The sequence below is a fragment of the Geobacter sp. PheSNFMC genome (assembly GCF_059620965.1).
Genome location: NZ_JCAMRN010000088.1, coordinates 1 through 13,930, shown reverse-complemented (window position 1 = coordinate 13,930; position 13,930 = coordinate 1). Strand labels below are relative to the sequence as shown.

The following is a 13,930-nucleotide window of genomic DNA, read 5'->3' as shown; positions in this document are numbered from 1 at the left end:
TCCTGGACGGTGGTATCGACGTTAACCCGCTCCAGATGCCTTTCGGTCATGTACTCTTTGCTCTTTGCCGTCTCGATCGTTACCTGGAGCAGCTTGTCCATTCCCTTCGGACCGATCCGCTTGCGCCACTTCACCAGGGTGGTCGGGTCGAGGGGAAAATCGTGCTGGAAGAACTCGAAGCCGCAAAAGTACTGCCAGTAGCCGTTCTCCACGAAATGGTCAACGACTGCCTCGTCGCTCACATTGTAAGCGTGCTTGAGGTAGTGCAGCCCGACGAGAAGGCGAATCGGCAAGCCGGGACGACCGAAGTTTTCGGTGTACAGGGGGCCGAATTCTCTGTCAAAGACCGACCAGTCGATAGCGTTCGCCAGGCGATACAGGGGATGTTGCCGATTGAGGATCTGATCCAGCCGAGCACGGAACAGATCGCCTTGGTCACTCCCTCTTGATTTTGGTTGCATAAAATCACCGTGTTTTGTGGGGTCACATTCAATTTCCGGTGATTTTATCACACAATAAGTGCGGTTAATATCAATAAGTTCAGCAGGTTATACTTTTTCAGGCACGACTATCTATATTTACAATTATGCCTGTTCGGTTGCACGTACTTCTTGATTTTCATCCAATTCCTCTTCTTCGTATACTGCATCTAATCCAGCTTCAGCTTGTTTTTTTCTTTCTGCAAGAATGCGTTTCGATTTTTTTTCTAACATAGTAGCAATTTTTGATAATCCTGGTATTTCAGCAATTTTGTCAATTGTGTTGCTTAATTTCACACTCTTATCTAATGCATCCATTAACGGGTGGTCTGATTTATTGTAGTCAGTTATGAGCTTGCCTGGATTTTCAGAATTGACTTCAAGTATGCTATATAATAGTTTTATACGTAATTCATTTGATATTTCTTGATCTTTCACATTTTCTATTTGCTTTGAGAGACCTTCAAAAGTTTTGCTAAGTACCTCTTTATGTGTATACTCCTCTATCAATCTTTTAGAGAGGTTTAAACCTTTATTAGCTGAATAGGCTAACCAAAGTACCGGGATATATAATGGTAATATTGCCACAACTAATCTTGGTATAATTCTTATTACTTCTTCCAGAGTCTTACTTTCGGTATTAATAAAATACACGCTCACAATAAATGGTATCACTGACACCAATATCATCCCTATAATACCAACTATAAACTTAATGTTTAATTTTCTTGTATCGTTTACCTCTTCTTTTTTCTTTTCAGAATATGCATGACTTAACCCTTTTGTCAAAGCATGCGGTAGGAGATCAGATACTTGCTCGGCAAGTTGCAAATATTCCTCCTCCCAGCGTTTTAGTGTATTATTAAACTGAGCTTCCTTTTGATTAGCAAAGCTTATCGAATCACTAATTTGCTTTCTCTTGTGCTCAGAAAGTTCATCTTGGGTTTTAGTAAGATTCTCTTTTAGTTCATTATATGTTTCTTCGAGTTCGTCCTTAAGCCCTGGCACTAGTGTTTCAACGCCGTCTTCATTCGTTTCCGTGTATCCTATAACGCTATAATAAAGTTCGTCTATTTCATTTTTTTGTTTAATAGGTATTTATACAGTGCATCTATTTTTGTTGCAGTGTCTTGACCGTTAGTAGCAAGTATCTGTAGCGTTTTAATGTTATCGGCATAATTAGCGCTATTAGCAAACAATCTTTCGAGTTCTAATATGCTCTCCTCTATATGCTCTTGTCTTTCTTTAATGCTATCACATGCTTCACTAGCTTTGTTCTTAGCAGATACAGTAGCGTCAACTAATTCTGCCGCCTGAATGTTAATATCATTAATAGACTTGTGGGCATTATTTATTTCATCTAGAATTTTATTTATATTAATAAGATTTTGAGTAGCAGCTTCTTTTGCTGTTTCACTCTTATTCTTATATTCAACAGATTTTTTTGCGGATTGTTTGGCTTCGGCCTCATAATCTGACGTTTTTTTGGCAAGAGCTTCTTCAAGCAAACGCAATTGTTCCCTGACAACCCGTGAGTCCTCTTGAAAACCACGTAATTGTTCTTGGATACTCGTGACTTGTGTCCAAAGTTTTCTTCGCTCCTCTTCTAGATAATCTACCCTTTCATCTTTGAAAATCCCCATAACACCTCCATTTCAAGAGATATAATTTTTATACTACTTAAGACTTATTTCCTAGTAGAAGCATTTTTGTATTTGCTGTTTAGCACATTTAGATTATCAAAATATTAAGAGTAAATTCTATTGTTTTACTTCGCCCCACATTCCATTTGCTATTAGTACCTTCTTAAATCTAAAATATAATACGGTGGCTCTAATCGGTTCACATACTACAAACATTAAGAATAAATATGTAACTGTCAAAATTAAAAACTTCCATATTGAACTTGTGTCATTATTTGTATTGGTTAGATATGTAATAACAATGAAATAATATGTTAGTATTAACGCTATAAATACTGACCATGCTACGGAGATTATCTCAGCTAAACCATATTTACCTATTGTTTTACCACCTACGACATCTGTGTAATAATGTACTTTCTTGATTTGTGCTATAGTAAACATATTTAAAGAATATATCTGCATTATAGTCTGATATTTTTCATAATTTGTGTTAATGCCAGTTGCAATTTTTAAATTTTCGTCTCTTTTTATCATGTTAATAAATCTGGACTCTTTACTATCTTTGTCACAACATTTCAAAAGATATGAGTATCTGTTCAACTTCCTCCTGACGTAAAATTGTTCTTGATATTCAAATATCTTTTTCCCCAATTGGCCAAGGGCTGTCAACCCTACAACAACAGCAGAAAAATCTTTCAGAAACTCATTCATTGAGCAACTCCACGCAAAAGATATAATCATTTTTAGTTATTATATTTTAGTGACCAACGTGACTAAAGCTTACCGCGCAACACCCGCCAAAAAAAATTACTTTTATTTGCCAATCAACAGGATTTAAAAGCACATAAAACTTCATATATCATTTAACCGCTCTTAAAAAAAGATTAATTGGGAGTTCTAATGCTCGCCATCGAAAAGTGGGTTCAACACAAAGACCCAACAGCCGCATTTTTCGCTCTAGAATTAGCCATGGTCGCAAGGGAACAGTGCGAGGCTCTCCTTGCAATCAAGGAACGTCGTGTTTACGGCCATATGTTCGCGCTGCCTGATCTCCCCTCTTGGTTTTCCCTGTACCTCACACCTCGTAAAGTTCTCCGAGCGTATGCGCGATTTATTTCACTCTCAGAAGGCTCCGATAAAGAAAATTACTTATTGCAAAGAAAGGTACATAAGCATCTAAAAAATATCACCAAATACGGGTCAGAAAAAAAATCTACCCCTGTTGTATCAAATAAGACAAAGAAAGACCTTCCTAACCCTGCTTTGTTGGTAGCTGACGTCATAAAACATCAAATTTCATCCGCTACCATCGATCCTGAACAGAAGAAAAAAATATTTGAAAGGATAACGGATGACGACCTGCCTCTAGGTTTTTATCATCTGGTTTATTTGACCTGTTACCTGTTTTACCAGATTTCACCTGCAGAGCTTTACAGAAAGGCTTTAGAGCGTGACGTAGCGGCTATAGAGAATCTTTTAAAACTTGATCCGCTTATGATACACGATCCTGCCATAGGATATCAGATTCAAACCTTACGCCTCCAAGGTAAGCAGAACGATTACGAGAAGGTCATAGATGCGGTTAATAAGCTGCCGACCACATCCTATAGTGATATCAGCAAAGCGAGATTGAGCGTCAAGAGCGATTATGGCGCCCTCATCGCCGCAATTGCCGAAGCCTTGCGCAAACCCTTTGAATGGCCAGAAATCCGCCGTTTGTACGATGCATTGGCAAAGGACTTCGATGGAACTGAAATCGATCCAGATATAAAAAGTCCGGAAAGCTTTGACAAGACCATCAAGACCAAGATGGTTGAGTGGCAAAATAAGTTCCAACTTTCGGAAAAACAAAAATAAATCCATTTCCACGACCGCTGCCCGCCTTCATGGCAACTCCTTAGGAAAATTTCAATCCTTAGGAGGACCCCATGTCTAAGCAGGAAACACAGCAGCACTCAGCATCTCCACAATTACCATCCACAGAACACACAACCGATCACCACCAGGAACAACCCTCTGACTCGCCTGTGGTTCCCGGCAGGGCCGGGACCATAGGCGGGGCGGAGGAAACGTTCCCGACAAAAACCGCCACACCTTCCCCTCCCCTCCCCGGCCTTGAGAGTTACTTTCCGCCTTTGCCTCTTGAACTTGATAATAGTTCGAAAACTCTGACACCAGAGTTAAAGGCCCTCTTTGAGAAGTGGGATAATGAGAAACCCCGCAAAGGTGCCTGCATCACCATCTTTCCCAGTGGTGAGATAACCGGTGGGTACTACCGGACTGGCAGACGAACCATGCCCCACAAAAGGGAGAAAATAGCATCCGAGGAGTTTACCCGGCAAGCGCGCAAGACTATTCGGCGGGCAGTGGAATGCGGCCTAACCTCGTTCAAGCTCTTTATCACCCTAACTTTCGATCCGAAACTGGCACAACTGGACGATGAAGGCAGGGTTAATCAAGATTGGGGCAAGAAGCAGTTCAAGCGATTTCTAAACACTCTGAAGAAGAAATATGACCGCAAGCTTGAAAAGCAAGGCAAAGACCACAAAGAATTGACGTACATCTGGGTTGCCGAAATCCAAGAGAAGAACACGCAGAATATCCATTTCCACATGCTGGTGGATCAGCCTTTCATTCCGGTTCAGTGGCTTGTGGATATTTGGGGGCAGGCAAATAACAGCGTGAACGTCAAGAAAGTCAGCAATCAGGAGCATGCGGCCCACTACATGCTCAAATACATGAGCAAGGGTCATTGCCCCATCGAGGGCAAGCGTTATGGGATGACTCAGAACCTTCTGGAAAAGATCAAACCACAACGGATCAGGCTAGAGGGTGAGGCTCGCCGGGAAGCCTTCAGAAGGGTTAAAAGGGACTTCTACTGGCAGATTGAAAACAATGGGGGTTGCATATCTGATTTCGGGTTCTCTATCCCTGCTCCGAGAAGGGAGCGGGTTTGGCGTGACAGACAAGGGGTCATGCGCAAAACGAAAGCTATTCCCCGTTCCTTGTCGGAAAAATTCCTGCAAACCCTGGAAAGTCGGGTGAAGCAAATCGAGCGAGAGGAAGAAGTCGATTCTGCATGCTCCAATGACTATTCCGATGAAGTGCCATTTTAGGAGGGAGCCATGATGCCTGATTCCTTCTATCCCCCTTCCCTACCTGAAGTACTGACGGTTGAGCAGTTGGCGGAACGGCTGCAAGTGTCTCGTGCCACCCTCTTCACCTAGATGCAGAGAGACATCCTTATTGCGGGTAGGCACTATTTTAAACAAGGGAGGGTCTTACGGTTCCTGTGGTCCTCTGAACTGGTCATGGAACTCGTGGCAGGCAGTGAGGCTCGAAAAAATAGACGGCCGGTCACAGGACCCGTTTCACCTCATCCTCGGAAGCAATCAAACCCGATTAATTGGGAGTACTGAAATGAACGTTGAAATGTGCTATGGTCGATCCCGGACTTTGACCGGTGGGGACGTGGATAGCGGAACGGAGACATCCATGAAGCGCACAACCCACCATGAAGCATTGCTCTTTGACAACGAGGAGAAGAAACAGGGAACCATCATCCGAAAGCCCGGCTCCAGGAAGCTCTATATCCTCTTCTACTACTTCAACCGCCGGGTGGAGAAAACAACCGGCCTTGCCGACACGAAGAAGAACCGGGAGAAGGTCCGGCTCTGGCTGGATCGGATCATCGAGCGCATGGACGCGGGGAAGCTCATCTTTGCCGATGCCTTTCCTGGGGCACCGGAAAACGAGAAGGCTTACTTCGCCAAGCTGGAGGGGTGGCAGTATGCCCCTGAACCGCGAGACATCCTCTTTGGGGCGTATCTCCAGGAGTGGTATAAAAACGTCTGGAGCAATTACCCGGAAGGGACAAAGAAGGACGATTACCGGCTGATTATTGACTATTGGCTGGTGCCGTTCTTTGGGGAGATGACCTTCTTCCAGATCAGCGGTGTGGAGATTCAGAAGTTCATCGCCTCCCTCAAGTGGAAGAAGGGGACCAAGAAGGGGCAACTCCTCTCGAAGGCCAGGGCAAAGAACATCCTGATACCGCTTCGCACCATCTGGAACGATGCCTGCGACCAATACCGCTGGGTGCTGCATAATCCCTTCACCAACCTGAAAAAGCACCTTCCCAAGACCCAACCGAAACGGCGGGAAGGGTTCCGGTTCGGTGAATGGCGGGACTTCCTGGAACACATCGATCCCTGGTATCAGCCGGTGGTTGAATTGATGATACTCACCGGGATGATCAATTCGGAAATGGCGGGACTAAGAAGAAGCGACATCCGCCCCGACCACATCCTGGTTCAGCACACCATCGTTCGGGGCAAAGAGCATGACACCCCGAAGACCATCTACCGGATCAGGAAGATTCCCATCACCCAGGCAATCAGAAAGCGGCTCGACATCCTCCTGGAAAGAAGCACCGGGGAACTGCTCGTCACCACGAAAACCGGCGCTATCTTTCGACCGGCAAACTTCCTGAAAGATGTCTGGACCAAGGCGGCAAAAGCCAGCGGTATAACCGACAAGGTGCCCTATTCCATGCGCCACTCCTTCGCGGCCTGGGCGCTTACCTTGCGGATCGATCCCAACCGCCTTGTCAGGCTCATGGGCCACGGCTCCAAGAAAATGGTCTATGAGGTCTACGGGGATTACATCGAAGGGCTGGAGGAGGACTTCTGGAAGATTCTGGAATACTTCGGCCGGGACTTCGTGGAGACAAAGGCAAAAAGGCCGCCCCACTTCCTGGAATACCCTGGCACTATTTACCCGATGTTTCCCGGCTCTTATCTCCAGCTAGAGCCTGAACAACAAAGCCCCGGCCTTCAGTTAAAACTCTCTTAGTGAAAGTTTTGGTGAAAGTCGGGGCAACAAAAAAGGAATCCCGAAGGATTCCTTATTGTTAGATGGAGCGGGAAACGGGATTCGAACCCGCGACTTCAACCTTGGCAAGATGAACAAATATCATTCCAGATACTTTCAAATGATTTCCACTCACCCCACACCCCACCTTAAAACCCTTGACGTTACGGCATTTTTTGTTTATTTTTATCCTTGACAACTTCAAAATATTCCGTCTATTGCCAGACCACATGGGGTTACATAGGGGTTACATGTCATGACGTTCAGCGACCGATATCTGCAAAGCCTTAAGCCCAAAGAGAAGATGTACCAAATAAGAGAGTCGCACGGTTTTGGTCTCCGAGTCCTGCCGTCAGGCGTCAAAATCTTCATATACGTGTATACCCTTGATGGCAAGCGCCGGCAAATGAATCTCGGCCACTACCCCCACAAATCCCTAGCAGATGCACGCAAGACATATAGGGATGCGGCTAACTTGGTTGCGGATGGACTTGATCCACAAGGCGCACAACCTACCCCGGAGCCACCACCGGAACATTCCACAGTTAGCGCTCTTGCCGAGGTATGGCTAAACGAGTGGTCTTCCGTACACCATACTAGCCGCGTTAACTACAACTACAGAAAGGCTCTAGAAGCAAGCGTGATTCCGTTATGGGAATCACGGCTTGTGAATGAAATAAAGAGGCGGGACGTAGTCGCACTCCTGGAAACAATTGCCAAGAAAACGCCAGGACAGGCCGGGAATGTTATGAAGGCTGCCCGAGGCATGTTCACATATGCTGTTGAACGCGAGTTGATCGAATTTAACCCGTTCGCCGAAGTCAAGGTCGCCCGAGCGATTCCGTCAATGGTTCTAACCTCCCGCGACAGGGTCTTGAACCCAGACGAAATAAAGCATATCTGGCAGGCCATTGACGCTGGCGGAGGTAGTGACGCCACCAAACGAGCGCTCAAATTAACACTGGTCACCGCGCAACGACCGGGCGAAGTTGCCGGAATGCATCAAAATGAGATCACTGTAGGGGTCGGGAAAGAACGGTGCAAGGAATGCCGCAGGTGCGGTTGGTGGACAATTCCCGCCGAGAGGATGAAAAACAACAAGGAACACCGCGTCTTTTTGTCTACGCTGGCTATGGAATTGATTGGGGATGCTAAAGGGTACATTTGCCCTTCTACGGATAACGACGGACCTCTCACGGCAAATTCAGTCGCTTACCATGTCCGCCGCGAAGTCCCAGGGACAGGTAAGGAGAAATTTTACGGCCTATCCCGCTGGACCCCCCACGATCTTCGTCGAACAGCGGGCACCATTATAAATGAGCTGGGCTCAGGCAACGAAATTATGGACGCGATTTTAAGTCACACTCTTCCTGGCGTCACTGGAATATACAACCGCAACAAGTATGACAAGGAAAAGCAGGTGTGGCTGACAAAGTGGTCAGAGCACCTCAGAAAGCTGGCAGAAGGCAAATAGGGCTCAATATATGGCAATCATCGTTGGCGATCTTCACGGCGATCTGGAAAAGACCTCCGCTTTTCTGGCTTATAAACCAGCAGAGCCCCATATCGCCCTGGGTGACTATCTTGATTCGTTCACTGAGCCACTGGCACGTCAGCTCGGATGCCTGCAGATGCTCATCGAATCAGATGCCGTGCTACTGCTTGGCAATCATGAGGTGCATTATCTCAAGGAGCCCCTATTCCAGTTCGCCGGGTACAATCTAGATAATGTCCAGTTTTTCCAAGAGATTCTCGAAAACAACATCAATCGGTTCAAGGTGGCACATGCAGTGGACGGATGGCTTTGCACACATGCCGGGGTGCATCAGGGCATAGCGTCAATCGACAATGTAGAAAAGCTTGCCATGATCTTTAATGCCCGATTTCGCCGGTATCTGGTCAATAGATTCATCCACGAGCATTACACGTACAGGTATCAGTCGATTTTCTGGTACAACTATCTTGAAACGGAGGGAACATCTATCGCCCGAAATTTCAAGCAGGTTTTCGGCCATGTTGAACTGCGCCGACCGGAGGTGCACGACGCTTTCATCGCCCTGGACACAACAAATCGCACAAATAGCTGTTGGCTTTATGATACGAGAGAAAATGGATTAGTGGAATTGGAATTGCCACCGAAGACAGGGCGAGTAAGACTTTTCGGAGGGGCATGGAATTAACGAACATAAAAGAAGCAATCGAAACGAAAGGCGGGGCGACCCGCCTTTTTTTATTGAACAAAAAAATTTATATATGACATTTACACGCCAACATAACACCGTTATACCGTCTTAAACACTATTAGAACTAGATAAATTTGCAGAGCTATTTTTATGTTTTGATAACTGCTTAAATTACTACCTGTCCAAAACTTATAATATAATATCAGATAATATAATATTATAAATAGCTACCTTCAGAGACATTGTACAGTCATAAAACTGTAAAATTGAGTGATAAAATTATCATATTTACAACTATGTTTTGATGGGTTAAAGAGGATTTGTAGAAACCAAATACTACGGGAGGTGATTTATTGTGACCCTATCTAACGCAGAAAAACAGACAAATAGTAATAACGACACCATGACACAAATTGAATTGATGCAGTTCTTAAAAGTCAGCAATACCGGCTTCTGGCGACTGGACAGGGCAGGTCAATTGCCGCCCTCATTCAGAGTGGGGTCCCGCAGACGCTGGAATCGGGAAACAGTACGCAAATGGATGGCCGACCAAGAACGCCAATCGAGCAAACAGTAATGGAGGCTGTCTAGATGGGGGATGGCGTATTCTGGATTAGACTTCAGACCGACACGTTCGACAGCGAAACGATCATGCTCCTTGAAGCGATGCCTGATGGTGACACAATTCTCGTCATCTGGTTCAAGATGCAAATTCTCGCCGGCAAATGCAATGCAGATGGATATCTGATCCTGAACGGCGAATGCCCCTACTCTGACGAAATGTTAGCTACCGTCTTCCGGCGTCCTTTAAATACGGTACGCCTTGCGATTTCAGCATTTGTCAAATTCAGAATGGTCGAGATTATTGATGGTGCCTATTACCTGCCCGAGTGGGAAGCGCATCAGAATATCAGGGGACTGGACAAGATCAGAGAGCAAACCAGACAGCGTGTAGCTAGGCATCGAGCCAAGGCGAAAGGTGTAACGTTACCTGTAACGCCGAGTAACGCAACAGAGACAGAGGCAGAAACAGAGATAGAGCTAGAAAAACAACAACATAATGTTCGGTCATTGTTAAAAGATACCCCCCTATTCCGAATTACAGACAAGGAACTACGCTCTCTTGCAGAGCGCCATGGATGCAAACCGCTGATGCTTGCCGCAGACATAGCAGCAGAAGCGTGGCGGCGCGAGAAGAAAGAGATCTCGAATCCGGGCGGCTATCTGCAATCTCTCTGCACCTCGCTCGTCGTACCGTCCTGGTATCAGTCACCTGAAGTCCGCTTGGCCAAAACCCAAGCCGCTGAAAAAATGAGGCTTATCACAAAAATTGCACAAGAGGAAAAGATAGCTGCTGAAGAGAAGGAAACGCTGGATCGAGAAGCATATTGGGCTTCAATTTCCGAAACCGAACGAGACAATTTTCGTCATGCTGCCCAAAAGTCAATGAATCCAACCTTTGGGCTAAAAGATACGATTATTTCTGCCATTGCGAAAACCATGGCGTGGAATCAAGCCCAAACTGATTATTGTAAAAACTATCAAAACAGAAACACTTCATGATTTCTTTCGAAAATGAGCCAGCCTGCAACGAACTTTAAATCATAAAAAACCCATACTTTACCCTAAAACCGAAGACCCATCGAAATTCTAGCCAGAAAATGATAGAAGCTGCCTCATTTCTCAAAAAAAAGTCAATGCAAGATAAAGGAAAAGCCGTATGAGTGTCGTAACCATCTAAAATAAGAAGCAAAAAATGGCCGCACCAAAAACTACAATACGGCAATACCACACAACACAACGGAATTATTAATATATTTATACGGCTCAAGACGTAATACCGCATCAATTGTGCATTCACATGGAAGGCGTTTGGAATCAACACTTTGAGAACTTGTCACAGAAAAAATGGGGAATTTATATATTCCGTAACTTTCTGTATTTCGTGAGAGTAGGAAAAAGGCACAAATTTGCCTAATCATGACCTAAATTTCCATAAAATGCGCCCTGAAGGCTTTTGCGACAATCTTACTTCTTTCAAATTTTGGTCAAAACGGGGGGATTTATGTCATGCCAAAAGAAATGACGAACATCGTGCAGTATCGCTATGAACGCGAACAATTTGTAAAAGAGGCTCTCAACTGTCCTGATTACCTGGACGAGCTCAGAGAGATCGAAGAAGCCGTTCAGGAGCAAATGGATGAGATAGGTTGGATTATGAAATTGGTAGAATTGAGCGTCAGACCGAGGTTTCGATGCGTAAAAGGCGGAATGAGAGATAGTGAAGCAAAATTCAAAAAATCATTCAGATAGTGTTTAACGTTCCGCAAACATCAAACACACGGGTAATAACATTATAAGTAGACTAATGGCTATACGCGACCCAACACCAAGTTGCTCAATTTTGCTGATAAAAGAAGTTTTGCCTTTTTCGCAATAAATAAGAAAACTCAGATACCATGTAAATAAATTGATAATAAATACTACAAGGAACAAAACCACGAAGGCAAACCCAAATAGCCATAGCTTCCATTTTTCTAAAGTTGCATTCGAAAGGCCAGTAACTAGCTGCCCAAATAATATGCCGAACATCAATGATCCAATGGCATAGGTATTTACTAAGATGCGGTTGGCTGCGAATGCTAAATACGTCCTTGATGGAAAAAGCAAGGCAGCACCGAATAAGAAGAAACCGAATACACCAATCACGTTCCACAAATGAGGGCCTATACCCTCAGCAATCGCTTGGGTGAAATATTCGACGGACCTGTACTTTGCCAGCAAATGAACAAGCAGTATGAAAAGAAAAGCTGGGACGGCCCATGCCGCAAAAATGATTATCGCTTCATTTCGACCGGACCAAGGAGAGAAATCCTCTTTTCTGAAATGCGAAAATGTGGTCTTTATTTTGCCAAACATTCAGTAGACTCCAAAGTGGCAAGAATTGCCCAAAATGCACAATCTCCTGTCCAGTAACTCCTTCTACTAATATATCCACGCAGTTTTTGATTTATGCCATAACAGCAAACGGAAAGTATGGCTCTGATCTGGGCTTTTCAAGATTTGGATTTTGATTACCACCACTTAACCTAGTAACAAGGGTAGACGCATCATTATGGATATTAACAATGCTTCTTGAGTAATAGTATTGAGACAGGTCGGGTCTTGTGCTGTTCCTCCAGTTGTCAGCAGAACTGAATAAACTGGAAGAATAATATCCGCCAATTGATGCATTTTCGCCAGCCGATTCTCCTATTTGGCATGCGTGACCAACAATGATTCCATTTCCGCATTTGTCAATGCACTTATCATAATAATCTCTACACATTATTGCGTTTAATTGTGGCTCTGCAAAACAGATTGCAGCTTTCATTGCGCGTTCAAGTAGCTGTTCATAATGAACACGTCTACAACAGTCTAATAGTATAGTTCTTTTTGAAGAATTAATTCTAAGATCAAGAGAATCTATTTCTTCACCTCTTCTAAGCTCTAGAATAGTTGATCTAGCATTAGACGAAAAATAGCCATGACCACAAAAAATTACCATCGTATATGCAAGGTTGGGAATTGAGGATATTTTCTGCCTAAGCTGTTGAGATGTAGGCCTATCGAGGTGTTCGATTTCAGATTTGTACCAAGACCCACCTAAAGGGGAAGTCAAAAAATCAATGTAGTTCTTTACATCGACATAAACTCCATCGCAATATCGTTCTTCGCCTGCCTCTCCGGGATTAGATATTAACAAAGCCTTGCGCATTTCATTTCCCTCCCTTTGGCTTAGGTACTTTTTGTCCGTTTTCGAATTGTGCAATCAAAGAAGGAACCCATCTTTCGCTAGCCCCTGCGACTAGACCAGCTGCTACCATTGCAAGAGAAGCCTCATTTGCCTTCTGGAATACCGGGACAAAGAGGCCCAATTTCACAAAAATAGAAATGATCAAGCCGGAAATTACTCCGCCCATAATCCTACTTATTGCCTCAAGCATGTGTAACTTTCGTTCAGCATCAGTTGTAATTTGGGCATTACCCATCCTGAATATTATGGAAATAAGGGCTCCTAGCCCACCTGCTAGGCCAGCCAATACCACATATAAGCCGGTCTCTCCTAAGATTGGAATGATCTGAATCCTGAATGCCCATATCAAGCAAGCGGCAAGACCGCAAAAAATTCCTGACAAGCAGCTTGTAGATAACTGCCAATACCGGGCTGCCTCTATATTGCGAGCCCGAATATATTGCTCTGCATCATCAAGAATACTCATGGCATTTTCATAATCATGATTAAATGAGCGAGCTAGCCCTTCCCCAAGCATTCGTTTATAGTTGCGTCGAATATTGGTACGCAGATGATCATTTGGAATACATTCCAGGCTTGCCATACGATTTTTGATCTTGTTCCGACTTAAAGAATCGCCTTCTTGCCTTGCATCATAGGCGTCAGTGGTTTTCCAATCAACATCCAATTCTTTATCTAAAAAAACAACAAAGTCTTTTGTTTGCAAAATCAAATAATGAATATCGAGATCGCGCTCGAAGGGCAAAGCATCCGAGTCCATTGAAATCGCCTCCAAAAGGGGAAACCCCGCATCCATCAACACACTGTCTGTACAGAGACAGTAATCACCTGACAGTCCGTCCTTGAATGGGTTTCAGATTTACGCTGCCAGATTCGAGTTCTCAGTATCCGATTCTTCGTCCTTTGGCAAGCCTTCTATGAAGGCGGTGTACGGCGTTCTGCCGTTCATGTTGC

General features: G+C 44.4%; 15 protein-coding genes. 8 read left to right on the top strand and 7 right to left on the bottom strand.

Going from position 1 to position 13,930, the window contains the following annotated elements; translation table 11 throughout:
- The 4 genes from AC6CDK_RS16265 to AC6CDK_RS16250 all read right to left on the bottom strand — a co-directional run.
- On the bottom strand, window positions 1-461 hold a 461-nt coding region (locus AC6CDK_RS16265; protein ID WP_496639916.1), incomplete at its 3' end, for a transposase.
- 123 nt (window positions 462-584) lie between these two features.
- Entirely contained in the window at window positions 585-1,487 is a 903-nt protein-coding gene (locus tag AC6CDK_RS16260) for a hypothetical protein (RefSeq protein ID WP_192906008.1), read from the bottom strand.
- Window positions 1,488-1,549: 62 nt separating this feature from the next.
- Window positions 1,550-2,122 carry a hypothetical protein gene (locus AC6CDK_RS16255; protein ID WP_192906007.1) on the bottom strand — a complete coding sequence of 191 codons (573 nt, stop codon included), beginning with the start codon at window positions 2,120-2,122 and terminating at the stop codon, window positions 1,550-1,552.
- Window positions 2,123-2,239: 117 nt separating this feature from the next.
- Window positions 2,240-2,836, bottom strand: a complete 597-nt coding sequence (locus tag AC6CDK_RS16250; protein ID WP_192906006.1) for a hypothetical protein — start codon at window positions 2,834-2,836, stop codon at window positions 2,240-2,242.
- A 189-nt stretch (window positions 2,837-3,025) separates the two neighbouring features.
- Between AC6CDK_RS16250 and AC6CDK_RS16245 the strand changes: the two genes are divergently transcribed.
- The 8 genes from AC6CDK_RS16245 (at window position 3,026) to AC6CDK_RS16210 (ending at window position 11,493) form a co-directional block, all read left to right on the top strand.
- Window positions 3,026-3,982 (top strand): hypothetical protein, encoded by a 957-nt coding sequence (locus AC6CDK_RS16245; protein ID WP_226048565.1) that lies wholly within the window; start codon window positions 3,026-3,028, stop codon window positions 3,980-3,982.
- Between the two features lie 71 nt (window positions 3,983-4,053).
- On the top strand, window positions 4,054-5,241 hold the full coding sequence (locus tag AC6CDK_RS16240) for a rolling circle replication-associated protein (RefSeq protein ID WP_192906005.1): 1,188 nt from the start codon (window positions 4,054-4,056) through the stop codon (window positions 5,239-5,241).
- Window positions 5,242-5,620: 379 nt separating this feature from the next.
- Window positions 5,621-6,979, top strand: coding sequence for an Arm DNA-binding domain-containing protein (locus AC6CDK_RS16235; protein WP_192906004.1), 1,359 nt, complete (start codon window positions 5,621-5,623; stop codon window positions 6,977-6,979).
- 274 nt (window positions 6,980-7,253) lie between these two features.
- On the top strand, window positions 7,254-8,471 hold the full coding sequence (locus tag AC6CDK_RS16230; RefSeq protein WP_192906003.1) for a tyrosine-type recombinase/integrase: 1,218 nt from the start codon (window positions 7,254-7,256) through the stop codon (window positions 8,469-8,471).
- 10 nt (window positions 8,472-8,481) lie between these two features.
- Entirely contained in the window at window positions 8,482-9,177 is a 696-nt protein-coding gene (locus tag AC6CDK_RS16225) for a metallophosphoesterase (RefSeq protein WP_192906002.1), read from the top strand.
- Between the two features lie 406 nt (window positions 9,178-9,583).
- Window positions 9,584-9,757 (top strand): helix-turn-helix transcriptional regulator, encoded by a 174-nt coding sequence (locus AC6CDK_RS16220; RefSeq protein ID WP_413229623.1) that lies wholly within the window; start codon window positions 9,584-9,586, stop codon window positions 9,755-9,757.
- Window positions 9,758-9,771: 14 nt separating this feature from the next.
- Window positions 9,772-10,743, top strand: coding sequence for a phage replisome organizer N-terminal domain-containing protein (locus AC6CDK_RS16215; protein ID WP_192906000.1), 972 nt, complete (start codon window positions 9,772-9,774; stop codon window positions 10,741-10,743).
- Between the two features lie 507 nt (window positions 10,744-11,250).
- Entirely contained in the window at window positions 11,251-11,493 is a 243-nt protein-coding gene (locus AC6CDK_RS16210; protein WP_192905999.1) for a hypothetical protein, read from the top strand.
- Between the two features lie 3 nt (window positions 11,494-11,496).
- Here the strand turns inward: AC6CDK_RS16210 and AC6CDK_RS16205 are convergent, their stop codons facing one another.
- The 3 genes from AC6CDK_RS16205 to AC6CDK_RS16195 form a co-directional block, all read right to left on the bottom strand.
- Complete coding sequence (locus AC6CDK_RS16205) at window positions 11,497-12,099, bottom strand: hypothetical protein (RefSeq protein WP_192905998.1); 603 nt, start codon at window positions 12,097-12,099, stop codon at window positions 11,497-11,499.
- Between the two features lie 91 nt (window positions 12,100-12,190).
- Window positions 12,191-12,937: a caspase family protein gene (locus tag AC6CDK_RS16200; protein ID WP_192905997.1), complete on the bottom strand. Its 747-nt coding sequence runs from the start codon at window positions 12,935-12,937 to the stop codon at window positions 12,191-12,193.
- A 1-nt stretch (window position 12,938) separates the two neighbouring features.
- The gene (locus AC6CDK_RS16195) at window positions 12,939-13,736 is read right to left on the bottom strand and encodes a hypothetical protein (protein ID WP_192905996.1); all 798 of its coding nucleotides are present in this window, start codon (window positions 13,734-13,736) and stop codon (window positions 12,939-12,941) included.
- Window positions 13,737-13,930 lie beyond the last annotated feature (194 nt).